The organism is Saccharopolyspora karakumensis (assembly GCF_004349225.1).
Lineage (GTDB): Bacteria > Actinomycetota > Actinomycetes > Mycobacteriales > Pseudonocardiaceae > Saccharopolyspora > Saccharopolyspora endophytica.
In genome coordinates, this window is record NZ_SMLA01000029.1 from 12,130 (window position 1) to 36,486 (window position 24,357).

24 protein-coding genes are annotated in these 24,357 nt (G+C 68.3%); 14 read left to right on the forward strand and 10 right to left on the reverse strand.

Features of this window, described 5'->3' with window-relative positions; translation table 11 throughout:
- Window positions 1-201: 201 nt before the first annotated feature.
- Genes E1202_RS18720 through rimO form a run of 3 tightly spaced genes read right to left on the reverse strand, consistent with a single transcriptional unit; the run spans window position 202 to window position 2,695 of the window.
- Window positions 202-693 carry a CinA family protein gene (locus E1202_RS18720; RefSeq protein WP_132684444.1) on the reverse strand — a complete coding sequence of 164 codons (492 nt, stop codon included), beginning with the start codon at window positions 691-693 and terminating at the stop codon, window positions 202-204.
- Entirely contained in the window at window positions 690-1,280 is a 591-nt protein-coding gene (gene pgsA / locus E1202_RS18725; RefSeq protein ID WP_132684445.1) for a CDP-diacylglycerol--glycerol-3-phosphate 3-phosphatidyltransferase, read from the reverse strand. Before pgsA ends, E1202_RS18720 begins: the two co-directional genes overlap by 4 nt.
- A complete protein-coding gene (rimO, locus tag E1202_RS18730) occupies window positions 1,277-2,695 on the reverse strand; it encodes a 30S ribosomal protein S12 methylthiotransferase RimO (protein WP_132684446.1) in 1,419 nt (472 codons plus the stop codon). The genes pgsA and rimO overlap by 4 nt, the downstream gene beginning before the upstream one ends.
- 132 nt (window positions 2,696-2,827) lie before the next feature.
- On the opposite strand from rimO, the gene E1202_RS18735 reads away from it, so the two are divergent.
- The 3 genes from E1202_RS18735 to E1202_RS18745 all read left to right on the forward strand — a co-directional run bounded on the left by E1202_RS18735 (window position 2,828) and on the right by E1202_RS18745 (window position 4,574).
- The gene (locus E1202_RS18735; RefSeq protein ID WP_132684447.1) at window positions 2,828-3,328 is read left to right on the forward strand and encodes an amino-acid N-acetyltransferase; all 501 of its coding nucleotides are present in this window, start codon (window positions 2,828-2,830) and stop codon (window positions 3,326-3,328) included.
- Between the two features lie 42 nt (window positions 3,329-3,370).
- The gene (locus tag E1202_RS18740; protein ID WP_132684448.1) at window positions 3,371-3,889 is read left to right on the forward strand and encodes an amino-acid N-acetyltransferase; all 519 of its coding nucleotides are present in this window, start codon (window positions 3,371-3,373) and stop codon (window positions 3,887-3,889) included.
- 181 nt (window positions 3,890-4,070) lie between these two features.
- The gene (locus tag E1202_RS18745) at window positions 4,071-4,574 is read left to right on the forward strand and encodes a phospholipase (protein WP_207918751.1); all 504 of its coding nucleotides are present in this window, start codon (window positions 4,071-4,073) and stop codon (window positions 4,572-4,574) included.
- A gap of 130 nt (window positions 4,575-4,704) precedes the next feature.
- Here the strand turns inward: E1202_RS18745 and E1202_RS18750 are convergent, their stop codons facing one another.
- Together E1202_RS18750 and E1202_RS18755 are read right to left on the reverse strand one after the other, a co-directional pair.
- On the reverse strand, window positions 4,705-5,946 hold the full coding sequence (locus tag E1202_RS18750) for a sialidase family protein (RefSeq protein ID WP_235878648.1): 1,242 nt from the start codon (window positions 5,944-5,946) through the stop codon (window positions 4,705-4,707).
- A 251-nt stretch (window positions 5,947-6,197) separates the two neighbouring features.
- Window positions 6,198-8,687, reverse strand: a complete 2,490-nt coding sequence (locus tag E1202_RS18755) for an FtsK/SpoIIIE family DNA translocase (protein ID WP_207918759.1) — start codon at window positions 8,685-8,687, stop codon at window positions 6,198-6,200.
- Window positions 8,688-8,780: 93 nt separating this feature from the next.
- On the opposite strand from E1202_RS18755, the gene E1202_RS18760 reads away from it, so the two are divergent.
- Together E1202_RS18760 and E1202_RS18765 are read left to right on the forward strand one after the other, a co-directional pair.
- Window positions 8,781-9,617, forward strand: coding sequence for a lysophospholipid acyltransferase family protein (locus tag E1202_RS18760; protein ID WP_408006790.1), 837 nt, complete (start codon window positions 8,781-8,783; stop codon window positions 9,615-9,617).
- 126 nt (window positions 9,618-9,743) lie between these two features.
- Window positions 9,744-11,318 (forward strand): alpha/beta hydrolase, encoded by a 1,575-nt coding sequence (locus tag E1202_RS18765; RefSeq protein WP_132684450.1) that lies wholly within the window; start codon window positions 9,744-9,746, stop codon window positions 11,316-11,318.
- A gap of 63 nt (window positions 11,319-11,381) precedes the next feature.
- Here the strand turns inward: E1202_RS18765 and E1202_RS18770 are convergent, their stop codons facing one another.
- The gene (locus E1202_RS18770) at window positions 11,382-12,014 is read right to left on the reverse strand and encodes a TetR/AcrR family transcriptional regulator (protein WP_132684451.1); all 633 of its coding nucleotides are present in this window, start codon (window positions 12,012-12,014) and stop codon (window positions 11,382-11,384) included.
- Between the two features lie 188 nt (window positions 12,015-12,202).
- Here E1202_RS18770 and E1202_RS18775 point away from each other — a divergent pair, with 188 nt between their 5' ends.
- The 3 genes from E1202_RS18775 to E1202_RS18785 are packed head-to-tail and all read left to right on the forward strand — an operon-like array spanning window position 12,203 to window position 15,758.
- Window positions 12,203-13,006 carry an SDR family NAD(P)-dependent oxidoreductase gene (locus tag E1202_RS18775; protein ID WP_132684452.1) on the forward strand — a complete coding sequence of 268 codons (804 nt, stop codon included), beginning with the start codon at window positions 12,203-12,205 and terminating at the stop codon, window positions 13,004-13,006.
- A gap of 30 nt (window positions 13,007-13,036) precedes the next feature.
- The gene (locus E1202_RS18780; protein WP_132684453.1) at window positions 13,037-14,164 is read left to right on the forward strand and encodes a DUF5938 domain-containing protein; all 1,128 of its coding nucleotides are present in this window, start codon (window positions 13,037-13,039) and stop codon (window positions 14,162-14,164) included.
- 58 nt (window positions 14,165-14,222) lie between these two features.
- A complete protein-coding gene (locus tag E1202_RS18785; protein WP_132684454.1) occupies window positions 14,223-15,758 on the forward strand; it encodes an acyl-CoA synthetase in 1,536 nt (511 codons plus the stop codon).
- 332 nt (window positions 15,759-16,090) lie between these two features.
- On the opposite strand, the gene E1202_RS18790 is transcribed toward E1202_RS18785, so the two are convergent.
- The gene (locus tag E1202_RS18790) at window positions 16,091-16,309 is read right to left on the reverse strand and encodes a hypothetical protein (RefSeq protein WP_132684455.1); all 219 of its coding nucleotides are present in this window, start codon (window positions 16,307-16,309) and stop codon (window positions 16,091-16,093) included.
- A gap of 146 nt (window positions 16,310-16,455) precedes the next feature.
- On the opposite strand from E1202_RS18790, the gene E1202_RS18795 reads away from it, so the two are divergent.
- The 6 genes from E1202_RS18795 to E1202_RS18820 all read left to right on the forward strand — a co-directional run bounded on the left by E1202_RS18795 (window position 16,456) and on the right by E1202_RS18820 (window position 20,787).
- On the forward strand, window positions 16,456-17,316 hold the full coding sequence (locus E1202_RS18795) for a helix-turn-helix domain-containing protein (RefSeq protein ID WP_132684456.1): 861 nt from the start codon (window positions 16,456-16,458) through the stop codon (window positions 17,314-17,316).
- Between the two features lie 15 nt (window positions 17,317-17,331).
- The gene (locus tag E1202_RS18800) at window positions 17,332-17,532 is read left to right on the forward strand and encodes a DUF397 domain-containing protein (protein WP_132684457.1); all 201 of its coding nucleotides are present in this window, start codon (window positions 17,332-17,334) and stop codon (window positions 17,530-17,532) included.
- A gap of 284 nt (window positions 17,533-17,816) precedes the next feature.
- Complete coding sequence (locus tag E1202_RS18805) at window positions 17,817-18,143, forward strand: hypothetical protein (RefSeq protein WP_132684458.1); 327 nt, start codon at window positions 17,817-17,819, stop codon at window positions 18,141-18,143.
- Between the two features lie 7 nt (window positions 18,144-18,150).
- Window positions 18,151-18,729 carry a DUF3558 domain-containing protein gene (locus E1202_RS18810; RefSeq protein ID WP_132684459.1) on the forward strand — a complete coding sequence of 193 codons (579 nt, stop codon included), beginning with the start codon at window positions 18,151-18,153 and terminating at the stop codon, window positions 18,727-18,729.
- 30 nt (window positions 18,730-18,759) lie between these two features.
- Window positions 18,760-19,959, forward strand: coding sequence for a hypothetical protein (locus tag E1202_RS18815; protein ID WP_207918761.1), 1,200 nt, complete (start codon window positions 18,760-18,762; stop codon window positions 19,957-19,959).
- 3 nt (window positions 19,960-19,962) lie between these two features.
- Entirely contained in the window at window positions 19,963-20,787 is an 825-nt protein-coding gene (locus E1202_RS18820; RefSeq protein WP_132684460.1) for an ESX secretion-associated protein EspG, read from the forward strand.
- A 275-nt stretch (window positions 20,788-21,062) separates the two neighbouring features.
- On the opposite strand, the gene E1202_RS18825 is transcribed toward E1202_RS18820, so the two are convergent.
- From E1202_RS18825 to dapA, 3 genes are all read right to left on the reverse strand, one after another.
- The gene (locus tag E1202_RS18825; RefSeq protein WP_132684461.1) at window positions 21,063-21,251 is read right to left on the reverse strand and encodes a hypothetical protein; all 189 of its coding nucleotides are present in this window, start codon (window positions 21,249-21,251) and stop codon (window positions 21,063-21,065) included.
- A gap of 380 nt (window positions 21,252-21,631) precedes the next feature.
- Entirely contained in the window at window positions 21,632-23,320 is a 1,689-nt protein-coding gene (locus E1202_RS18830; RefSeq protein ID WP_132684494.1) for a ribonuclease J, read from the reverse strand.
- A 43-nt stretch (window positions 23,321-23,363) separates the two neighbouring features.
- Complete coding sequence (gene dapA, locus E1202_RS18835) at window positions 23,364-24,296, reverse strand: 4-hydroxy-tetrahydrodipicolinate synthase (protein WP_132674787.1); 933 nt, start codon at window positions 24,294-24,296, stop codon at window positions 23,364-23,366.
- Window positions 24,297-24,357: the final 61 nt, after the last annotated feature.

Here is a 24,357-nt window from a genome sequence, read left to right on the forward strand (position 1 = left end):
GCCTCCCTTCCTTCGTCGCCTTCCGCGTGCACTACGCGTGAACGCCCCCTACGTTACTCATCGATGGGCCGGAACGAGAACGATCGAGCGGAAGTCCGCCCAGGGCGAACGGTCCATGATCGATCGGCCTAGTCCTCGTTGGGCCATGTTTACGCAGCGCACAGCGCACGCGGACACATGACGACCCCTCCTGCAATTTGTTCAACGCAGCAGCCCGGCGAAGTGTTCCAGAGCCACTCGAACGGCCGCCGCGCGGACCGCGTGACGATCACCGTCGAGGTTCACCGTGCGCACCTGCGTCCCTCTCGGACCGGTGAAGCCCAGGTGAACGGTGCCGGGAGCGACTCCGTCCTGCGGATCCGGACCCGCCACCCCGGTGAGCCCGATGCCCCAATCCGACCCGCACCGACGCGACGCGCCGACGGCGAGTTGGGACGCCACGTCCGGGTGAACCGCACCGTGCTCGGCGAGCAGGTCGGCGTCCACCCCGGCGAGCCGGTCCTTGAGATCGGTCGCGTAGACGACCAGCCCGCCGCGCACCACGGCGCTGGCGCCGGGCACCTCGGTCAGCGCGGCGGTGACCAGTCCCGCGGTGAGCGATTCCGCGGTCGCGACCGTCTCGCCGCGCTGCCGCAGGGCATCGATCAGCCCCGCTACCTGCGGGACCGGCAGACCGAGCGGTTCGAGGATCATGCGCCGGCCTTCGTGCCGCCGGCCGCCCGCAGCCGCAGCGCGCGGATCACGTAGTCCAGTCCGGTCACGACGGTGGCGATCAGCGCCGCGCCGAGCACGATCCAGCGCGGGACGTCGAGCCAGGCGCCCAGCGGCAGCAGGTAGAGCCCGATCGCGATGGCCTGCAGCAACGTCTTGATCTTGCCGCCGTGGCTGGCCGCGATCACGCCGTGCCGGATCACCCAGAACCGCAGCAGCGTCACGCCCAGCTCGCGGACGATGATCACCCAGGTCGCCCACCACCACAGGTCGCCGAGCAGGCTCAGCCCGATCAGGGCGGCACCGGTGAGGGCCTTGTCGGCGATGGGGTCGGCGATCTTGCCGAAGTCGGTGACCAGCCCGCGCTTGCGGGCGATCTCGCCGTCGATGCGGTCGGTGATGGAGGCCAGCGCGAACACGCCGGTGGCGATCCAGCGCCACAGCTCGTCGTGCCCGTCGCCCCAGAACAGCGCGACGAGGAAGACCGGCACCAGCAGCAGCCGGGACATGGTCAGCACGTTGGCGATGTTGAGGACGGGCGCTTGCGGCGCCTGGCCTTCTGCCGTCATGGCTGCTCCCCGGGCTTCTCCAGCGGTCGCACCACGAGGTCCACGCCTTCGCTGTCGATGACCTCGCAGCGCACCAGCTCGCCCACGGCGAGCTCGTCGCACTCGACGATCAGGCATTCGCCGTCGACCTCGGGGCCCTGGTGGTCGGCGCGGCCGATGACGTCGTCCTCGTCGAAGCGCTCGACGATGACGCTGACCTCCGTGCCGATGCGGTCCTCGGCGCGCTGCGCGATCAGCTCCTCGGCCAGGGCGGTCAGCTGCTCGACGCGCTTGGCGACCACGTCCGGGTCGAGCTTGTCGTCGAAGCCGGCGGCCTCGGTGCCGTCCTCGTCGGAGTAGCCGAACACGCCGATGGCGTCGAGCCGGGCCCGGGTGAGGAAGTCCTGCAGCTCGGCGAAGTCCTCCTCGGTCTCACCGGGGAAGCCGACGATGAAGTTGCTGCGGATGCCCGCTTCCGGGGACAGCTCCCGGATCTGCTCGATGAGCTGCAGGAACGACTCGGTGGAGCCGAACCGGCGCATCCGGCGCAGCACGGACTCGCTGGAGTGCTGGAAGGAGAGGTCGAAGTAGCGCGCCACGCCCGGCGCGGAGGCGATCGTGCGCACCAGGCCCGGACGGGTCTCGGCGGGCTGCAGGTAGGACACCCGCACCCGCTCGACGCCGTCGAGCTCGGCCAGCCGCGGCAGCAGCGTCTCCAGCGCGCGCTGGTCGGAGAGGTCCTTGCCGTAGGAGGTGGAGTTCTCGCTGACCAGGAACAGCTCCCTGGCGCCGTTGCGGGCCAGCCAGGCGGCTTCGCCGAGGATCTCCTCCGGCGGGCGGGACAGGAAGGAGCCCCGGAACGACGGGATGGCGCAGAACGAGCAGCGGCGGTCGCAGCCGGAGGCGAGCTTGAGCGCGGCGACCGGCGAGTCGTCGAGCCTGCGGCGGGAGACCTCGCGCGCGGCGGGGACCCAGCCGTGTCCGGGGACGGCGACCTCGGCCGCGGCGGCCGGGCGCGAGACCGGGCTGATCGGCAGCATCGTGCGCCGGTCCTGCGGCTGGTGGGACTGCACGGCGCGACCGGCGAGGACGTCGTCGAGCCGGTCGGCGAGGTTGTCGTAGTGGTCGAAGCCCAGGACCGCGTCGGCTTCGGGCATCTGCTCGGCGAGCTCGGCTCCGTAGCGCTCGGCCATGCAGCCGACGGCGACGACCTTCGCCCCGGTGTCGGAGGCGGCCAGCAGCGTGTCCACGGAGTCCTTCTTGGCGGACTCGACGAAGCCGCAGGTGTTGACCACGACGACTTCGGCGTCGTCGGGTTCGACGAGGTCCCAGCCCCGGCCGTGCAGGTTGCCGGCGAGCTCCTCGGAATCGACCTCATTGCGGGCGCAACCGAGCGTGACCATGGCGACTCGGTGGTGTTGCTGCTCGGTTGACATAGGTCGAGCCTAACGTCCGTGCTGTCGACCCTCGGCAACGAGCCTGCCACCGCAGAACGCCTCCGAGTGGTGGCCAAGATTACGACTGTCCGGACGACCATCCTCCCGCTGCCATGGTTAGGCTTACCTAACGTGAATGCCATCGAGGTGCGACCGGCCCGAGTCCGCGACGCGCGAGCGATCAAGTCGTTGATCGACCACTACGCGGGAAAGGTGGTCCTCGGCAAAGAACTGGTCACCCTCTACGAGGACATCCAGGAGTTCCGGGTCGCCGAGGACGAGGGGCACATCGTCGGCTGCGGCGCGCTGCACGTGCTGTGGGAAGACCTCGCCGAGATCCGCACCGTGGCCGTCGACCCGATGGAGAAGGGGCGCGGGGTCGGCCACCTCATCGTCGACCGGCTGATCGAGCGCGCCGCGGAGCTGGGGCTGTCCAGGATCTTCGTGCTGACCTTCGAGACGGAGTTCTTCGGCAGGCACGGTTTCCGGCCGATCGCCGACACGCCGGTTCCGCCGGAGGTCTACGAGGAGATCCGCCGCTCGCCGGACGAAGGCGTCGCCCAGTTCCTGGACCTGGCGCACGTCAAGCCGAACACCTTGGGCAACACGCGGATGCTGTTGCAGCTGGCCTGATATTCGCGCGCTCCGCCGAGGACGCGGCGTTACGATGGATGCATGAATGGTTATGCGCCGTCGGAGATAGTGATTCGACGGGCTCGGATCGCCGACGTCCCGACGATCAAGGCGCTGGTGGACACCTACGCGGGAGAAGTGCTCCTGGAGAAGGAACTCGTCACGCTCTACGAGGACATCCAGGAGTTCTGGGTGGCCGAGGACGACGGCCGCGTGGTCGGTTGCGGCGCGCTGCACGTGCTGTGGGAAGACCTCGCCGAGATCCGCACGGTGGCGATCGATCCGGTCGTCAAGGGGCGCGGCATCGGGCACCGCCTCGTCCGGCGGCTCGTCGCGCTGGCCACCGAGCTGGGCCTGACGCGCGTGTTCGTGCTGACCTTCGAGACGGAGTTCTTCGGGCGGCACGGTTTCCGCACCATCGACGGCGCTCCGGTCAGTCCCGAGGTCTACGAGGAGATGCGGCGGTCGGTCGACGCCGGCGTCGCCGAATTCCTGGACCTGGCCAACATCAAGCCCAACACCCTGGGCAACACCCGGATGCTCCTCGAACTGCCCGGGTGAGCAGTTCTTCCACGCATCAGGTGAGGAACTCGGCTCGCACCACCACGCGAGGTGAGCCCCGAACTCCGTCCGCCGTCGTTCATCAACCGTTCGCGTTCGTAAGTTCGCAACTTTCTCACAAGCCCCTCTGGCACCGGTTATAAACACCTGTGGTCATTCGTTCCACCCAGAGGAGACTGCCTTGGAACGCAACCGTCGCCGTGGCCTGATCGCCACCGTGGCCGCCACCGGTGCCCTGCTGCTGACCGGCGGAACGGCGCTCGCCGCCGACCTCACGCCGGAAGAGCTGCAGAAGACCACTGACAGCTACCTGTTCGAGCACTCGCTCGACGAGTTCTCCCAGACCCGCTCCGAGCAGCCCCACGCCGACCAGCTCGACTGGTCCTCCGACGGCTGCTCCTACTCCCCGGATTCGCCGTTCGGCTACGAGTTCCTGGAGAGCTGCGACCGGCACGACTTCGGTTACCGCAACTACAAGTCGCAGGAGCGGTTCACCGAGGACAACCGGCTGGAGATCGACGACAACTTCCACGACGACATGTACTCGGCGTGCGACGGCGACGGCGCCTGCGAGTCCACCGCGGACCTGTACTACCAGGCCGTTCGCCAGTTCGGCGGCTCCGCCTCGTCCGTCGCCGAAGCCGTGGAGATGGCCGACCTCCCGGAGCGCGCCGCCCAGCGCTGACCCGCCCTGTTCGAACTTCGCGCGACATTCGAGTCCCGAAGTTCCGACTCGAATGTCGCGCGACATTCGAAAAGCCCCCACCCGGCGGGAGGACCAGCTCTTCCGGGTGGGGGCCGTTCTGCGGAGGCCGTCAGCGGCCGATTCGGGTGTCCATCGGACGCGGCTCGGACTTCGCCGCGGCGCTACCGCCGTCGATCGGGCCGACGCCGTAGAACGCCTCGCACGGTCCGCCGATGTAGTGCTCGAAGTCCGTGGTCACGTGGATCATGGACTCGCCGTCCTCGGTGGCCAGCAGGCTGGGGCTGAAGTTCCGGCAGGAGCTGCCCTGGTTGTAGCTGATCTGCACCGGGGAGGGGATCTCCTTCCACGGCCCGTCGAGGTCCTTCGGGTCGTCGTTGACCATCACGGTCTTGCCGTTGCCGGGCGCCCAGCCGCCGTTGTCACCGCCGAGCATCTGGTAGCCCAGCAGCAGTCGTCCGTTGGGGTTCGGGCCGGGCGCGAGCGCGATGGTCGGCGTGCCGAGGGGCTGTCCGCCGGTGTCGGAGACGATCTCGGTGCCCAGGTCGTAGGGGTCACCCCAGTCCCAGCCGTCGGAGGATGTGCGGATCCACACCGTGCAGGTGTGCACCGGGTCGTAATTGCAGACCTCGTAGACCATCAGGTAGGTGCCGTCCGGCAGTTTGCGAACTCCCGACATTCCGGGGCGCACCGTGAACTCGTCGTTCTTCAGCATGTCCTTGGCATCGGTCCAATTGCGACCGTCCGAGGAACGCACCTGCACCAGTTTTTGATCGTGCTTCGGATCGCTGTCATCGGAATAGAACGCGACCAGGTCGCCCTGCTCGGAAACGGTGAACTCGGGTTCCCACACGCCGGGCCCGACCGGGGCCTGCACGACGTCGGAGAGGTAGCTCCAGGTCTTGCCGTGGTCGCCGCTGCGCCACACGCGGATGCTGGTCCGCCGCTCGTCCTCGTCGGAGCCGATGCCGGCCGATCCGGCCCACAGCAGTGTCCCGGCAGGCATGTCGCCGACCTGCTGCGGCAGCTCGTACAGCGTCGAGCAGCACATCCCGTTGGTGTCCTCACCTGCGGGATCGCGGATCTCGGAGAGCGGCTGGAAGGTCTTGCCGTCGTCGCGACTCTCGAAGATCACCGCGAAACCGGCGTTGTCCCGGTAGGTCGTCATGCTCGACAGCACGCGGCCGTTGGCCTCGCCGGAGTTCTCCAGCCGCACCAGGCGCGGATAGCTGGACCCGCCGACGCGCAGCAGCTCGCCCTTGTCCACGTCCTGGGCCCCGACATCGCCGGGAGCGGGTGCGGATAACGCCGCGTGCTGCAATCCGGCGATCACCAACGCTGCCGAGAACAACACGACCAACAAAGCGCGAACTTTTCGAAAGACCATGCGCAATACCCCTCAACCCGCGGGCGGTTCAACCGTCAGCGGCGGAGAGGCTATCGCAGAAAGGATCTGAATCGAGCCCTCTGGAAATTCCGTTCAGAGCAATTGGTAGAACGCAAACGGAGCAGTGGAAAGAATGCGAAACGAACGGTGATGAACAACCGTGAAAAGCGCGGAAAACGAAGCGGTCCCGCGGCTTGAACCTCGCCGCGGGACCGTGCTCACTCCTCTTCGCCGGGCGGTGGCCCGCCGCGTATCGAGTAGAGGGCGTTCTCCAGCTCGTCGGGTTTGACCAGCACGTCGCGCGCCTTGGAACCCTCCGACGGACCGACGACCCCGCGCGATTCGAGCAGGTCCATCAACCGGCCGGCCTTGGCGAACCCGACGCGCAACTTGCGCTGCAACATCGACGTGGACCCGAACTGGCTGGTCACGACCAACTCGGTCGCCTGCAGCAGGACGTCGAGGTCGTCACCGATGTCGGAGTCGACCTCCTTCTTCTCCCCCGCCTTGGCCGCGGTGACCCCGTCGGTGTAGTCCGGATCGGCTTGGTCCTTGGTGTAGGCGACGATGCGGTGGATCTCGTCGTCGGCGACGAACGAGCCCTGCACGCGCACCGGCCGCGAAGCGCCCATCGGCAGGTAGAGCGCGTCGCCCATGCCGATCAGCTTCTCCGCGCCGGGCTGGTCGAGGATGACCCGGGAGTCGGTCAGCGACGAGGTCGCGAACGCCAGCCGCGAGGGCACGTTGGTCTTGATCAGACCGGTGACCACGTCCACCGACGGCCGCTGGGTGGCCAGCACCAGGTGGATGCCCGCGGCACGGGCCTTCTGCGTGATCCGCACGATCGCGTCCTCGACGTCGCGCGGCGCGGTCATCATCAGATCGGCCAGCTCGTCGACGATCGCCAGGATGTAGGGGTACGGCTTGTACTCGCGCTCGCTGCCCAGCGGCGCGGTGATCTCGCCGGAGCGCACCTTGGCGTTGAAGTCGTCGATGTGCCGGACCCGGTTGGCCTGCATGTCCTGGTACCGCTGCTCCATCTCCTCCACCAGCCAGGCCAGCGCGGCGGCGGCCTTCTTCGGCTGGGTGATGATGGGCGTGATCAGGTGCGGAATGCCCTCGTAGGGCGTGAGCTCCACCATCTTCGGGTCGATCAGGATCATCCTGACCTCCTGCGGGGTGGCCCGCGCCAGCAACGACACCAGCATCGAGTTGACGAAGCTCGACTTACCGGAACCCGTCGAACCCGCGCACAGCAGGTGCGGCATCTTGGACAGGTTCGCGGTCACCATGTGACCTTCGATGTCCTTGCCCAAGCCCATGACCAGCGGATGCGTGTCCTTGGCGGCTTCGGTGGAGCGCAGCACGTCGCCGAGCCGCACCATCTCGCGGTCGCTGTTGGGCACCTCGATGCCGACCGCGGACTTGCCCGGGATCGGGGCGAGCAGCCGCACGTTGTCGGTGGCGGCGGCGTAGGCGATGTTCTTGGTCAGCGCGGTGATCTTCTCGACCTTCACACCGGGCCCGAGCTCCACCTCGTAGCGGGTGACGGTCGGGCCGCGGGTGAAGCCGGTGACCTGCGCGTCGATGTTGAACTGCTCCAGGACCGCGGTGATGGCCTCGATCATCGAGTCGTTGGCCTTGCTGCGGCTCTTCGGCGGGTCGCCGTCGGTGAGCACGTCCAGTGGCGGCAGCTGGTAGTCGCCCTCGACGTCGCGGCTGATCAGCGGCTGGTCGCTCTTCTTCGGCTTCTCGGGCTTCTCCGGCTTGGCGGCCGGGACCTCGGCGGCCTTGGGCTTGGCCGGCTTGGCCGGCTCCTCCGGGACGTCGTCGAGCGAGAGCTGCTCGTCCTGCTCGGACATCGCCGACTGGCGGCGCCGGGACGGCCGGCGCAGCTTGACCGTTTTCGGGTCGCCTTCGAGCTCGGCCTTGCTGGGCGCGGGTTCGAAGCCGTCCTCGTCGTCGTAGCCCTCGCCGCGCAGCTTGGCGAGCACGTCGCGGACCGAGGAACCGGTGAGCACGAGCAGCCCGAACAGCCCGGCGAGGACGAGCACGGGAACGGCGACGTGGCCGGTCAGCCCGTAGGCCAGCGCGCCACCGGCGACGAATCCGAGCGCACCTCCCGCGACGGGCCATGCTTCGGCCTCCAACGGGGAACCCGACAGGACGTGGATGGTTCCCAGCGTCGCGAACAGCAGCAGCACCGACCCGATGACCACGCGCGGCCGGGCTTCGGGGCTGGTCTCGGTGCGCATCAGGATCACCGCGGTGATCAGCAGGACGATGGGCAGCACGAGCGCGCCGATGCCGATGACCGAGCGCAGCGCCCAGTCGAACCAGTGACCGACCGGCCCGCCGGCCTTCCACCACACGCCCGCGGCCACGATGACGGCCAGCGCGAGGTAGATCAGCGCGATCCCGTCGCGGCGGTGGGCGGGGTCGAGCTCGCGGGTCTTGCCGACCGCGCGGACCACGCCGCCGAGTCCGCCACCTCGCTTCTTGGTGTTCTTGGCGGGGGTGCGCTTCGCGGGCGTCTTGCGCGGCGCGTGCGTCGACCTGGGGCTCGGCTTGCTCTGCCCCTTGGAGGCGGTGCTCTTGCCCTTCGCCCCCGCGGAGGAGCTGCCACGCTTCGCGGCGGAGCCGCTACGCTGCGTCGCCGCCTTGCCGCGCGACGAGCCCCGCCCCCCGTTAGTTGTCCGGCTCGCCATGCCCCACACGGTATCGGCACCCGCCTCTCCCGTCACAACAACCACAGGGGTTCGCGCCCTTCCGGCGCGCGAGCCATGAGATCCTTGCCCATCATGGTTGCCCTGCCCAGCGGCCCGGAGCCGACACACCGAAGCGACCGCGAGAACCTGTTCCGCGCCACGCCGAGGCTGTGGCGTGCGCTGATGCGCGTGGACCGCGCGGTGATCGCGTTGACCGGGCGGCTGGTCATCACCGGCGACGTGCCGGATGACCTGCGCGGGAGGCCGTTGCTGATGGCGGCCAACCACATCGGCAACCTGGATCCGCTGGTGCTGATCGCGGCCTGCCGGGAGCGCAGGATCTCGCCGCGCTTCGTGGCCACGGGAGGCCTGTTCGACGCGCCGGTGATCGGTTCGATCATGCGCGCCGGACGTCACGTCCGCGCCGACCGGGGCAAGGCGAGCGCGGGCGAGGCGCTGGGCAAGGTCGTCAACGCCCTCACCGAGGACGCGAATCCGGTTCTGGTCTACCCGGAGGGGCGGCTCACCCTGGAGCCGAGCATGTGGCCCGAGCGGGGCAAGACCGGTGTGGCGCGGATGGCGCTCGCCGCCGGGACTCCGGTGATCCCGATCAGCCAGTGGGGCGCGCACGAGGCCATGTGCTACGGCATGGTTCGCGTGGAAAGTGCCCGTGACCTGTGGGTTCTGTTCTCGTCGTGGCTGCGGGCGGTCGTGCGGCGACCGACCATGCGGGTCCACTTCGGCGCCCCCGTGGACCTCTCCGACCTGGCCGCTGATCGCGTCGGTGACGCCGCGCGCGCCCGCGACCGCATCATGCGCGCCATCACCGAGGGCCTGATCCCGCTGCGCGTCGACGAGCCCGAAGCTCCGCTGCACCACGACCCGACCCGCCCGGTCACCGACAAGCCCTCCCCCTGGCTGAGCAGGTGACCGAGTCGAAGCTCGGGCGGTTCGACCATTTTTCGCCAATCACGATCTCTGAACCGATTCGATCTCGTTAGCTGTCCACACTGCATCGCCGTCACCGGCGAGAACTCGGACAGACGAGGACGATCCGTGAAAAAAGTCGCCACCACCGCGCTGGCGCTCGGGCTGCTGATCGGCTTATCGCCGACGGTCGGCTCGGCATCCGCCGCGCCGGCACCCGAATTCACCCCGGCACCCATCCAGTGGGGTCCGTGCGAGAGCGAGTCGCTGCAGAAGGCCGGGGCCGAGTGCGGCAAGGTCTCGGTTCCGCTGGACTACGCCGACCCGGCGGGCGAGCAGATCAAGCTCGCGGTCTCACGCATCAAGCACACCGCCCCGGAGGACCAGTACCAGGGAGTCATGCTGGTCAACCCGGGCGGTCCGGGCGGTTCCGGGCTGAACCTGAGCGTGCTCGGCTCGTACGTGCCGAAGAACGCCGGCGCGGCCTACGACTGGATCGGCTTCGACCCGCGCGGCGTGGGCGGCAGTGAACCCGCGCTGTCGTGCGACCCGCACTACTTCGGCTACGACCGCCCGCACTACGTGCCGACTCCCGAGCTGGAGAAGACCTGGTTGGAGCGCACCGAGGGCTACGCCAAGGCGTGCGGCAACGCGGGCAAGCTCCTCGACCACATCAAGACCACCGATTCGGTCGAGGACATGGACAGCATCCGCGAGGCGCTGGGCCAGGAGCAGATCAACTACTACGGCTTCTCCTACGGCACCTACCTCGGCCAGGTCTACGGCACGCTGCACCCGGAGCGGATGCGGCGCGTGGTGATGGACGGCGTGGTCGACGTCGAGGACGTCTGGTACCAGGCGAACCTCAACCAGGACGTGGCCTTCGACCGCAACATCAAGATCTTCTTCGACTGGGTCGCCCGCAACGACGCGACCTACCACCTGGGCACCACCGCGGCCGACGTCGAGAAGCAGTACTACGACCAGCTCGCCGAGCTCGACCGGCAGCCCGCCGGTGACGTGATCGGCTCGTCGGAGTGGACGGACCTGTTCCTGCAGGCCGGGTACTCGACGTCGGTCTGGCCGGAGCGCGCGCAGGCGTTCTCGGCGTGGGTCAACAACGGCGACTGGGCCCCGGCCAAGGCGCTCTACGACGACACCAACGCCCCGGGCGACGACAACGGCTACGCCATCTACACGGGCGTGCAGTGCACGGACGTCCAGTGGCCGACCAGCTGGGAGCAGTGGCGCAAGGACAACTGGGAGACCCACGCCAAGGCGCCCTTCGAGACCTGGGGCAACGCCTGGTACAACGCCCCGTGCCTGAACTGGCCCGCCAAGGCGGGCAAGCCGGTCGAGGTCGACGGCAGCCAGGTCGAGAGCGCGCTGCTCATCAGCGAGGAGCTCGACGCCGCCACCCCGTTCCCGGGCGCACTAGAAGCCCGCAAGCGCTTCCCGAACTCCAGCCTCATCAGCCTCCCCGGCGGCACCACCCACTCGGGCTCGCTGAGCGGGAACGCCTGCGAGGACGACCAGATCGCGGACTACCTGCTGACCGGCGAGCTCCCCGCCCGCCGGCCCGGCGACGGCCCGGACACCACGTGCGAACCCCTGCCGCAACCCACCCCTGAAGCCGCGGGCACCCAGTCCACCCACGACCAACCGGCGGTCCTGCAAGAAGCCCTGCAGTCCAACCACCGCTGACCCGCCCCACGAGAAAGGGCCGTCCTCCGCCAGGAGGCCGGCCCGTTCTTCTCCGCACTGGGCTTATTTCGCGACCAGGAGGTCCATCAACCGGGCCAGCTCGTCCGCGAGCCTGGCGACCTGGTCGTCCATTTCGGACAGTTGGTGGAGCAGGGCGAGCTGGAAGACGCCGTCGAGGGTCGCGTAGGCGGCCGCCTGGGAGGTGGCCGGTTCGGTGCCGGAGAGCTCGGCGTAGCGGCTCAAGACGCGCCAGATCATCTCCTGCCTGCGACCGTCGATGTCGAGCACGTCGTTGCGGAACGACTCGTCGAACAGGCTCTGGTTGCGCAGGTCGTACCAGAGCCGGTGCAGGTGGGCGTCGGCCTTGAGGGTTCCGAAGAACATGTCGACGAAGCCGTTCCGGAGCTCTTCGGCCGTGCCCGCGTTCGCCACGACGTCGTCGTAGCGGGTCACGCAGACCTCTTCGTACTGCCGGACCGCCTGGGTGATCAGGTCCCGCTTGTCGGCGAAGTAGTAGTGCAGGACGCCGTGCGAGAACTCGGAGTTCTGCGCGATCTCCCGCAGGCTCGTGCGCGCGTATCCCAGGTCGGCGAGGGTCTGCAGCGTCGCGACGGCGAGCTCCCTGCGTCGCGTCTCGAACTTGTCGACCTGACGGCGAGCGATCCGCTCCTGCTTGGTTTCAGCGACCTCGGTCACGGGTTCGTCCCTGTCGGCTGGCTGGTTCCGGCGTTGTGGCTGTCCGCCAGTCTATCTCCCACCCTCGCCTTTGACAGTTGTCAAAGAATTCCTTGACGACTGTCAAAGGACGCTTCTATGGTGTGACCCAACTCGCACCCCGGGTTCGAGGGCGGCGCGCAGCAGTGATCTCAAGGAGGAGATTCCGCATGACCAGTTACGACCTGTCCGGAAGAAGAGCCCTGGTCACAGGAGGTGCGCGCGGCCTCGGAGCCGGCATGGCCGAGGCGTTGGCCGCCGCGGGCGCCGCCGTGGCCATCGGCGACGTGCTCGACGACGAGGGCAAGCAGACCGCCGAGTCGCTGCGCGCGAAGGGCGCGACGGCGGAATTCGTCAAGCTCGACATCACCGACGAGGACAGCTGGGCCGCGGCGGTCCCGGAGGTCATCGCCTCGCTCGGCGGGTTCGACCTGCTGGTCAACAACGCCGGTGTCGAGATCACCAGCCTCGTCGCCGATCTCGACCCCGCCGACGTCCGCAGGATGCTCGACGTCAACGTGCTCGGCACGGCGCTGGGGCTCAAGCACGCCTTCCGCGCCATGCGCCCGGACGGTCCGGCCGGAAACGGCGGCGCCGTGGTCAACGTCGCGTCCGTCGCGGCCACCATCGCCTTCCCCGGGATCTCGATCTACTCCGCGACGAAGTCCGCGATCGACCGGCTGACCAGGGTCGCGGCAGCGGAGTCCGGGAAGCTCGGCTACGGGGTTCGCGTCAACTGCATCTACCCCGGCCTGACCCCGACGGCGATGGGCAACCAGCTCGCCGTCGACTGCGCGGAGATCGGCCTGTTCCCCACCCCCGAGGAAGCCGCCAAGGCGGTCGTGGACCTCACGCCGCAGGGACGGCTCGGGCAGGTCGACGACATGGCGGACGCGGTCGTGTTCCTGGCATCGGGCGCCGCCAAGTACATCACCGGCGCAGGACTCCCGGTCGACGGCGGCATGGGGATGTGACCCACTTCTGCACTGCGAAAGGACGAATTCGTGAGCACTGACAAGCCTGTTGTCGTCTACGGGGCCTCCGGTTACACGGGACGCCTCATCTGCGAATACCTGCGCGAGTACAACATCCCGTTCCTGGCCGCCGGCCGCGATCACCAGCGCGTCAAGGAAGCCGTCGACGCGGTTCCCGGCGTGGAGACCGTCCCGCACGAGATCGTCGAGGTGGAGCACGACGCGTCGGCGCTGGCCGAGCAGTTCCGCGGCGCGAAGGTCGTGCTCAACACCGTCGGCCCCTTCGCCCGCTACGGCCACGAGGTCGCGCAGGCGTGCCTGGACATCGGCGCGCACTACACCGACACCAACGGCGAGCAGAACTGGATGATCGACGTGGAACAGCGCTACGGCGCCGATTTCGCGGCCCAGGACCTGCTGCTGTCCCCCGGTCTGGCGCAGATGTACACCATCGGCGAGATCGCGGCCAACATCTGCCTGGAGACGCCCGGCCTCGACACCCTCGACATCCAGGTGTTCTGGAAGGGCTACCCGACCGTCGCCTCGACCAACACGATCCTGACCAACGCGGCGTTCGCCGAAGCCTTCTACCTGGAGCAGAACCAGTACCTGGCGTGGCCCGCCGACGGTGGCCTGGCCGAGGTCGTCGTTCCGGGCCAGCACGAGCTCGGGCTCGCGCTGCCGTGGGGCGGTACCTCGCACCCGGTGTGGTTCAAGAACGATCCCCGGGTCGCCAACGCCCGCGCCTCGGGCGGGGTGTTCAACCGCGAGCTGATGCAGGCGGTCCCGCAGATCGTCACGGCCGCCCTGCAGCAGATGGAGGGCAAGTCCGAGCAGGAGAAGTACGAGATCATCGACGCCACGTCGGCGCAGGTGCGAAGCGAGATGCCGCCGAGGGAGAACCCGCGGATCAACACCTCGCTCGATTCGGTGCACGCTTCGGGCCCGCTGGGGCGCTCGCACTGCGTCATCCACGGCAACTGCAACTACAAGCAGACCGCGCTGCTCAACGCGCACGCGGCCGCTCACCTGCTGCAGGACCGCCCCCGGCGAGCGGGTTTCGCCTCCGGCTGCCAGGCCTTCGGGCACCGGGAGCTGCTGGGCACGCTGCGCGCCTTCGGGCTCGTGCTCAACCCGATCGTCGAAGTCCACCAGTGACCCGCCGTGCCGGTCGCCGAACGTCGGCGACCGGCACGCCCGACCCAGCGAGGTAGCCGTGCAGCTGGCCGAATACCTGGACAAAGGGGCTTCGCTCGGAGACGACCGGCCCTGCCTGACCACGAACGGGGAATCGCTGACCTACGCCGAGGTGCAGGACGCGTCCTGGCGGATGGCCAGGGCTCTGATGGCCTCGGGAATCCGGCCCGGAGACCGCGTCGCGGTGTTGTCGGGCAACGATCCGCTCGCCCTGACCAGCGTTTTCGGGATCTCCCGCGCGGGCGCGGTGTGGTGCCCGGTGAACCCGCGCAACGAGGCGGCGGAGAACCGGCAGCTGCTGTCGATGTTCGGCTGCCGCTGCCTGCTGTTCCAGGAGCGGTTCGCTCCGCTGGTGCAGCGCATCCGCCACGAGCTGCCGGAACTGCTCACCCTGGTCTGCCTGGACGGGGAGGTCGACGGCGCGCTGACCTTCTCCGACTGGATCGAGCTCGGCGATCCCGTCCGCCAGGGCCCGGCCGTCGCAGGTGACGAGCTGTGCATGCTCGCCGGAACCGGTGGCACGACGGGCGAGCCGAAGGGCGTGCGGCTGACCGGGACCAACATGGCCACGGCGACCGCGCTGACGCTGATGAGCTACCCGTTCGGCGACCGCCCGAGGTACCTGGCGCTGGCTCCGCTCACCCACTCGGCAGGCGTGCTGACCTGGCCGATCCTGTCGCTGGGCGGCGAGATCGTCATCATGCCGGAGCCGGATCTGGGCGAGTTCCTGCGGCTGATCGAACGGCACCGCATCACGCACGCGTTCCTGCCTCCGACGGTGATCTACGGGCTGCTCGACCACCCCGACCTCGATACGACGGACCTGAGTTCGCTGCGCTGCCTCTGGTACGGCGCCGCACCGATGTCACCGACCCGGTTGCGGGAGGCCCTGGAGCGGATCGGCCCGGTGCTGGGCCAGCTCTTCGGGCAGACCGAGGCGCCGAACATGATCGCCACGATGGCCCCGGCGGATCACTTCCGCGAGGACGGTTCGGTGGCGGTGGAACGGCTTTCGTCCGCGGGAAGGCCGAGTCCGCTGACGCAGGTGGCGGTCATGGACGAGTCCGGTGCGCTGCTGCCCAGGGGCGAGCGCGGCGAGATCGTGGTGCGCGGCCCGCTGGTCATGGCCGGTTACCACGAGAACCCGTCCGCCACCGAGGAAGTCAGCGCGCACGGCTGGCACCACACCGGCGACATCGGCTACCTCGACGCCGAGAACTTCCTGTTCATCGTCGACCGCGCCAAGGACATGATCATCACCGGCGGGTTCAACGTCTACTCCGCCGAGGTGGAGCAGGCCCTGCGCGAGCACGGCGCCGTGCAGGACTGCGCCGTGCTCGGTCTGCCGGACGAGAAGTGGGGCGAGCGGGTCACGGCGGTGGTGCAGCTGCGCGCCGGTGGGCGGGCCGAGCCCGACGAGCTCGCGGCGTTCGTCAAGGAGCGTTTGGGCAGCGTGAAAGCGCCCAAGCAGCTGGAGATCTGGCCCGATCTCCCTCGGTCGAAGATCGGCAAGGTCCTCAAACCCGAGATCCGGAAGCAGATCCTGGCGACCTGACCGAATCACCATCGGGGTGGTCGGCCGACACGTGGGGAGAGGGCGTGTCGGCCGACCTTCGCGGTTTCGACGCCTGTCGGGGGGAAGTGGGCGTCGAAACGGGCTTCAGGTGCGGGCGTGGAAATCCGGCAGAAGAAGTGCCTCTGCGCCGCGTGCAAGCGGCGCAGCCGCGAGACGTGAGAGCCACCTGCGCAACCGGCACCGCCGCGGGTTCTGACACGTCATCTGGCGAGGACGCCGCGACGCCGTGCACTGGACATACATCAGGAGTGGCGCCCGGAGTCCAGGCGGCGTGTCAGGTTCCGCCACCCGCACCGCCACGCACAACGAGTTCAGGAAAGCTCTCGGAGAGTCCGGTTGCAGTCCGCGCAGGTGGGGGCCGTGACCCAGTCGAGGTCGGTGGGAGTGGCCATCGCGACTTCGACACCGCAGACGGTCGTGTCGGCCGACTGGCGTTCCCAACGACGCCCCCGGAACGCGTGGCGCGCGAAGACGCCGGAATCCGGACTCGGGGTCGGCAGCCAGTAATGCCGCGCTGGCTCGAAGTTCATCGGCGCACTCCGCTCTGTCAGATCGACTGTGCTGATCAACTTAAATCTGCGATCGCGGATTACGGAATTGCCGAATCGAGTGATGTTCCCGCGAACCGGAATCCGGAACACTGGCGAGTGAACAAGATCGGATTCGGAGGCGATCGATGGCGACACCCACCGTGCGGCGACTTCAGCTCGGCAACGAAATGCGCCACGTGCGCATCAAAGCCGGCCGGGAGCAGGCCGAAGCCGCCGAGGCCCTGGACGCCGGAATCGGCAAGATCAGCCGGTTGGAACTGGGCCAGGGCGGCATCTCCAAGGGAGACCTCAAACTCCTCCTGGAGTTCTACGAGGTCGATCCCGACGAGATGCAGTGGATGTTCGAGCTCGCCAAGACCCGCAGCAGCCGAGGCCGCTGGGGCGACTACCGCGCGGTCTTCCCCGAGTGGTTCCGCATGTACGTCGACCTGGAAACCGACGCCGAGGAGATCCGCCAGGTCAAAGGCGAGATCGTGCCGGGAATCCTGCAGACCGAGGGGTACATCAGGGCGATGGACACCTCCTCGGCCAGGCGCGAGAGCGAGGACATCGACGCCAACGTGGCCGCGCGGCAGGAACGGCAGGCGATCCTGACGCGGGACGAGCCGCCGACCGCCTCGTTCGTGCTGTCGGAATCGTGCCTGCGCCGCAGGGTCGGAACCCCCGAGGTCATGCGCGACCAGCTCGACCACCTCGCCGAGATGGCCCTGCAGCACAACATCAACGTCCAGGTGCTGCCCTTCGACGTGGAAGCGCCTCCAGGCGGGACCTCGTACGGCTTCACCATGCTTCGCATCCCGTCGAACGGGATCGCTGCTCCGCTGGAATTCGTCTACGTCGAATGCCTGGACGACGCGCGCTACTTGGACGCCAAGGACGCGGTCATGGCCTACGCCAGACTGTGGGATCAGTTGCAGGCGGCTTCACTCTCTCCGAAAGACTCTCTGAAAGTCCTACGATCGGTGCGCAACCAGTACTCGGAGTAGACGCGAGGTCGCACCATGATCGAAGGACGTGTCCTCTCGGACGCGACGTGGTTCAAGAGCAGCTACAGCGCGACGCAGGACGAGTGCGTCGAAGTCGCGATCACCAGCACCGCCATCGGCGTCCGGGACACCAAGGACCGGAACGGCGGAACCCTGGTCTTCGACAACGCCACCTGGTCCACCTTCTTAACCCGCCTCAGGACCCCCAAGAGCTGAAGACCACCACTGCGAAGGGGCGCCTCGACGACCGAGGCGCCCCTTCGCACGTCCTCACCTGCGGGCAACTCCCATCGCCGAAGTGACCGGTGCGAATGCCCAGTTCAGCGCCAGACCCCGGCTGCGGATTGCGACATCCAGGTGATGCGGTCCCCGAATCGGCTCACTCAGTAGGGTGATCGCGTTCATAATGTGCGCCGGTCCAAAACGCTGTGATCACCACAGGTGATCGCCGAAGATGGACCCAAGCCGGACGTGTCATTCGAAGTAGGGGGAACACCGCCGTGGCCGGGTTCGTAGTCGATCCAGAGGGTCTGCAGAGTGCGATCTCGCAGCTCACGAGGATCAAGAACGATGTGGACAGCTTGCTCGCCCAGGCGCGAGAAGTTAAGCCCGGCGAGCTGACCGCAGACGACACCTACACCGGCCAGGCGCGCAAGGCCATTCAGGATCGCGCGACCGCCGAGAGCGGTTCCCTGTCGATGATCGCGCAGCAACTCCGCACGAAGCTGGATGAGAAGATCAGCGCCTACCAGGCGGTTCTCGACGAATATCAGCGCAATGACGATGCCGCTGCGGCCAATGTGAACCGGCTCCACCAAGAGGCATGATCGGGACGTGAAAGCGAAGATGAGCTTGCTCAAGCGTGGCGGCGCCGTAGCTGCCGGTACCGTGCTGACCGCTCTTTTGGCAGCGTGCTCCGGCACCGGGACTGAGACCCCCGCACCTCAGCAAACCCAGCCCGCAGGGCCCCCGATCAGCAATCCGAAGGACCTTTCCTCAGCTGATCTGTGCAGCTTGCTCCCCCCTGAAGCCGCGACGTCGCTTGGTGTCGCCCCGGCGGGGCAGATGGACGACGGCCCGAAAATCGGTGACTCCGCTGAGGCATGCGTGTGGCGTTCGCCGGATGGCAAAGACTCGGTAAGGCTGAGCGTCCTCACTGATCGGTCGATCAAGACCTACTACGACAGCAAGTCGCAGTACCCGGACTTCCAGGAATTGACGATCGCCGATCACCCGGCAGTTCGCGCTAACGAGGGCGACCCGGCGAAGGACGGCGCGTGCTCGATCTTCCTAGGCGCAGCGGATGGTCAGGTGGTCCATTCGTTCGCCACCCAAACCAACATCACCGATCCGTGCGCCCTCACTCAGAAGGCACTGGAGAGCTCCGTTCCGACCTGGCCCGCAGCCAAGTAACGAGTACTGGGGACAACAACAATGCTGGACATGTGCTACGCGAGTAGCGCCAAGGAGTACCGCAAGCAGATGGGCGGTTCTCCTGAGGCGGTCAGCCTCCCCGCACCCTCGGACAAGGGTGTGAAGGCGTGGGAGGACGTCGCGAAGGCCTTCGATCAGATGGCTCTGGACGTCGAGGCAGCTCTGCGCTCTGCTGAAGCCGCTCACACAGGTGCGGCCGCCGACGCCGCGAATGCTTCGATCTCTGAGATCAAGCCGCTGGCTGAGAACGCCGCGACCACCTCGCGCGGGGTCAAAGCCGCCCTGGAGGAGCAGAACACCTACCAGCGTGAGGCTTTTCAGGCTCTGCCGGTCAAGGATGACCCGTTGCCGAGCGGGCAGGGCGCCATTCTCGACCCGCCGCAGAAGGGGTGGGTCGAGGACTGGGGTCTCGACTCGAACCCGGTGACCGGGTGGATGTCGGACTACGAGGACCGGCAGCAGGCCTACGTGGACACCAACCAGCAGGCCAACCAGGTCATGGAGCGCTACAGCCAGCAGACCGAGGGCGTGATCGCGCGGCTGCCGGAGTTCCAGCCCGCCGACCAGCCGCCGCCCGCGGCTCCGCCGGTGTCGTCCTACCCGACTTCGAGCACGTATTCCGCTGGTGACAGCGGTTCCTCGTACTCGGGTGGCACCCACTCCGCACCGTCCAGCACGTCGTCGGCTTGGGCATCGGCTCCGAGCGCCGCGCCCGCGGTGCACGCCCCGTCCGCGCCGGCCGCGTCGAACCCGTCCTGGGCGACGCCGACCCCGACGGCTCCCGGACTTCCGCCGGGTGTCGTGCGCGGTCCCGACGGGACGCTGTTCCGGCAGAACCCGCAGACCGGCGCGTGGGAGCGGCAGAACCCCTACAACGGTCGCTGGGCCCCCTCCCCCAACGGCGGCCCCGGTGGTCGTCGCGGCGCCGAAGGCGCAGGCGCGCCCGCGGGTCGCGGTGCCGGTGGACGGGCCGGAATGGGCGGTCTCGGTGGCGCCGGTGGTGCGAACGCCTCCGGTGGTGCCGCTGGTCGTGGTGGCCAGGCCGGTGCACCCGGGGCGGGTGCCGGTGCCGGGCGCGGCAAGCAGGGCGAGTCCGAGGAGCAGGAGCACCAGCGTCCCGGCTGGCTCGTCGAGCAGGACGACGTGTTCACCAACGACATGCAGCGCACCGCACCACCCGTCTTCGGTGACGCCCACCAAGGCCGGTGATTCGTGGCCAGGCGTGAACTGAGCCTGCCTCCCGCCGCAGCGAACTACCTCTGCACCCGGTTCGACCTGCAGCTGCACCCCCTGCTGCGGGTCGGCTGGCTGCCGCTGGACGCCACCGAGAACGACCGCCGCGAGGCGGCCGAACTCGGTCGGCGCCAGCTCATCCAGCAGAGCCTGTTCGACGGGGACGAGCTGCACCCGTTCGTCGAGGAGGCCGTCCACCTGCTGGCCCGGCCGCCGCTGGCGATCGGGGTCGCGGTCCACGCGCGCGAGGGCGAGGACTTCAACGCCGTGCTCGTCGAGTACGGCCGCAGCACTGTCCAGGCGTACCAGGCCGACGGCGAAACCCCCGACGACCTGCGGGACATCCGCATCAAGCGGCACGAGCACGGTGGTCCGGCGGGCAACGCCATCAACCTGCTCCGCAAGGTCACCGCCGCCGAGGACGCGTCGGTGTCGATCCCCTACGCGCACCTGGAGCAGGTGACCACGCGGATGGGCGGCTCCGCGCGGACCCTGTCCTCGGCGCTGGGCTACGCCGGAGTGCGTGGTGCGCAAGCGAAAGCGCTGACGAACGCCTTCACCGCGAAGCGCAGCCTGGAAGGGCTCATCACGGTGCGCGCCTACGACCAGAAGGTCCGGCGGACCCGTTCGCTGCCGTTCAACCTGCAGTTCTTCGCCACCGAAGCCGGCTGCTACCTGGCCCAGCGCAAGCCGGGTCGCGACGGCCGCGAGTGGTACACGCTGGCACCGGCCGACTCGCGGAAGCTCGTCGGCACGATTAACGAGATGATCCGGCTCCTCACCCGCCCCACCGCTCGCGTGTGAACAACGTTGCAGAATCGCTTGCGAGCGGCGCAGCCGCGAGGGGTGAAGACCACATGAGCAGCTCGCACCGCCGCGGGTTCTGACACGTCATCTGGCGAGTACGCCGCGACGCCGTGTAGTGGCCTACATCAGGAGTGGCGCACGGAGTCCAGAAGGCGTGTCAGGTTCCGCTACCCGCACCGCCACGCACAACGAGTCCAGAAACAGGCACTGAGACGTGAAGAGGGGCTGACCTCTCCCAGGAGATCAGCCCCTCTTGGCGGTGCCGAGTCGGCTCAGCCTTCGGTGATCGGCGCGTTGACGCAGGCGCTGTCCTGCGGAGACGCGATCGGAGCCGTCACCCCGAGGACCGCGGCGTTGTTGCCGCACAGCTGAATTGGCACGGCGCTCACGTTGTTGTCGTTGAGCAGGTTGACCCCGTCGTTGTCCGAGCTGTCAGCGAATGCCGGGCCCCCGATGGCCATGAGTGCAGTTGCAGCGGCGGCAGCGCCGAAAAGTCGAGCGGAAGTACGCACCTTCAGACCCCAATCTTGGCGAGTGGTTTTCCAGCGGAACGAAGCGAGCTCGAACCGGCGGGATTCACCCTGGCAGCGGACTTGCCACCCAGCTCGGTGGGTCACGCCAACGTGCCACGGACTCCACTCGTGAGGTTTTCAAAAACACCCAGGGTGCACGGCGATATCGGGCATTCCTCAGAGGACTCCCGCACGACCGGGTAACGGGCTATCGGAAACGAGCACCGATCATGATGTCCACCCAGCCGAGCCGGTTACCCGGGGTGATGCGGATGTGCGAACGGGGTGGCCCGGAAGGATTTCCGAGCCACCCCGTTCCAGCTACGAGATCAGGAACTGAGGGGAAGCACGTTCGGCACGATCATCGGGCGGCGGCGGTACTTCTCGGCCACCCAGCGGCCCACGACCCGCCGCACCGACTGCGCGATGCGGTGCGTGTCGGTGATGCCCTCGGCCTCGGTGCGCGCCAGCTCCATCTCCACCAGCGGCACCACTTCGTCCAGCGCCTTCGGGTCGTCCGAGAAACCGCGGCCGGAGATCGTCGGCGACGAGACCGCGCGCCCGTTCGTCGCGTCCACCGCGACGGTGATCGCGATGAAACCGCCCTCGCCCAGCACCAACCGGTCCGACAGCGTCGACTCGCCGACGTCGCCCACCGACAGGCCGTCGACGTAGACGTGACCGACCTCGACGCGGCCCGCGATGCTCGCGATGCCGTCCACCATGTCGACCACCACGCCGTCCTCGGCGATGACCACGCGATCAGCGGGAACACCCGTCAACCGGGCCAGCTCGGCGTTCGCGCGCAGGTGGCGCCACTCGCCGTGCACCGGCATCACGTTGCTCGGGCGCACCGCGTTGTACAGGTACAGCAGCTCGCCGGCGGAAGCGTGACCGGAGACGTGGACCTTCGCGTGGCCCTGGTGCACCACCTGGGCGCCCAGCCGGACCAGTCCGTTGACCACGCCGAACACGGCCGTCTCGTTGCCCGGGATCAGCGAGCTCGCCAGCACCACCGTGTCACCGGCGCGGATGCTGATCTGCCGGTGCTCGCCGCGCGCCATCCGCGACAGCGCCGACAGCGGCTCGCCCTGCGACCCCGTCGAGACGAACGCGACCTCGGACTCCGGCATCTCCAGCGCCCGGTCCAGGTCGACGAGCAGGCCCTCCGGCACGTCCAGCATGCCCAGATCAGCGGCGATGCCCATGTTGCGCACCATCGACCGGCCCACGAAGCAGACCTTGCGGCCGTGCGACTGGGCGACCTCCAGCACCTGCTGCACGCGGTGCACGTGGCTGGCGAAGCAGGCCACGATGACCCGCTGCGTCGCCTTGCCGATCACCCGGTCCAGGACCGGGCCGATCTCGCGCTCCGGCGTGACGAAGCCCGGCACCTCCGCGTTGGTGGAGTCGACCAGGAACAGGTCGACGCCCTCGTCGCCCAGCCGGGAGAACCCCGCCAGGTCGGTCAGCCGGTTGTCCAGCGGCAGCTGGTCCAGCTTGATGTCACCGGTGTGCAGCACGACCCCGGCGGGCGTGCGGATGGCCACCGCCAGCGCGTCCGGGATCGAGTGGTTGACCGCGAAGAACTCCAGGTCGAAGGAGCCGTGCGCGCTGCGCTGACCCTCGGCGACCTCGATCAGCTGCGGGCTCAGCCGGTGCTCGCGGCACTTGGCCGCCAGCAGCGCCAGCGTGAACTTCGAGCCGACCACGGGCAGGTCCGGCCGCAGCCGCAGCAGGAACGGCACCGCGCCGATGTGGTCCTCGTGGCCATGCGTGAGCACCAGGGCGTCGATGTCGTCCAGCCGGTCCTCGATCGCGCCGAAGTCCGGCAGGATCAGGTCCACGCCGGGCTGGTCGTCCTCCGGGAACAGCACGCCGCAGTCGACGATCAGCAGTCGGCCCTCGTACTCGAAGACCGTCATGTTCCGGCCGACCTCGCCGATGCCACCGAGCGCGACGACCCTGAGACCACCTTCGGCCAGCGGGCGTGGTGGTGCCGACGAAGTCGGCGTCACCGGGTGGTACTCGGTGGCTGTCGCCTGTGCGCTCAACGCTGTGTCACCTCTGTGCTGCGTCCGGGTTGACCAATACCAAACCAGCATCCCACAGGTCACTGGTGATCAACCGCACCTGCTCCTCGGTGGCGGCCGGGAGCGGCAGCCTCGGCTGCCCCGTCTCGTAGCCGCACAGCCGCAGAGCCGTCTTGGCGAAGATGACGCCACCGACGAAGTTCATCGACCGGTAGACCGGGAGGAGTCCCTTGTGGACTTCCAGAGCGCTTGCGACATCACCGGATTCGTAGGCGTCGAGCATCTTGCGAAGCCGGTCGCCGACCACGTGGCCGATCACGCTCACGAAGCCGACCGCACCCACCGACAGCCACGGCAGGTTCAGCGGGTCCTCGCCGGAGTAGTACGCCAGACCCGCGTCGTTCATCGCCTCGCTGCCCGCCCACAGGTCGTGCTTGGAGTCCTTGACCGCGACGATCTGCGGGTGCTCGGCCAGCCGCTTGAGGGTGTCGACCTGGATCGGCACCACGCTGCGCGGCGGGATGTCGTAGAGCATCACCGGCAGGTCGGTGGCGTCGGCGACGGTCCAGAAGTGCTGGTAGAGGCCTTCCTGCGGCGGCCGGGAGTAGTAGGGGGTCACGACCAGCAGGCCGTGCGCACCGGCCTTCTCGGCGGAGCGCGCCAGCTCCACGGAGTGCTCGGTGTTGTTCGTGCCGGCACCGGCGACGACGGTCGCCCGGTCGCCCACGGCCTCGACCACCGCGCGCAGGAGCTGTTCCTTCTCCTGGTCGGTGGTGGTGGGGCTCTCACCGGTGGTGCCGTTGACGACCAACCCGTCGTTGCCGACGTTGTCGACCAGGTAAGCGGCGAGCTCCTGCGCCACTTTGAGGTCGACCTTTCCGTCTTCGTCGAACGGCGTGACCATGGCGGTCAGGACGCGGCCGAACGGGCGGCCCGGAATGGCGGTGGGGCAGTCGGTCATGGTCCTGACGCTACCTGGTCAGGGACCTGCTGAAGACAGCCGGACCGAGCTGAACCGAGCC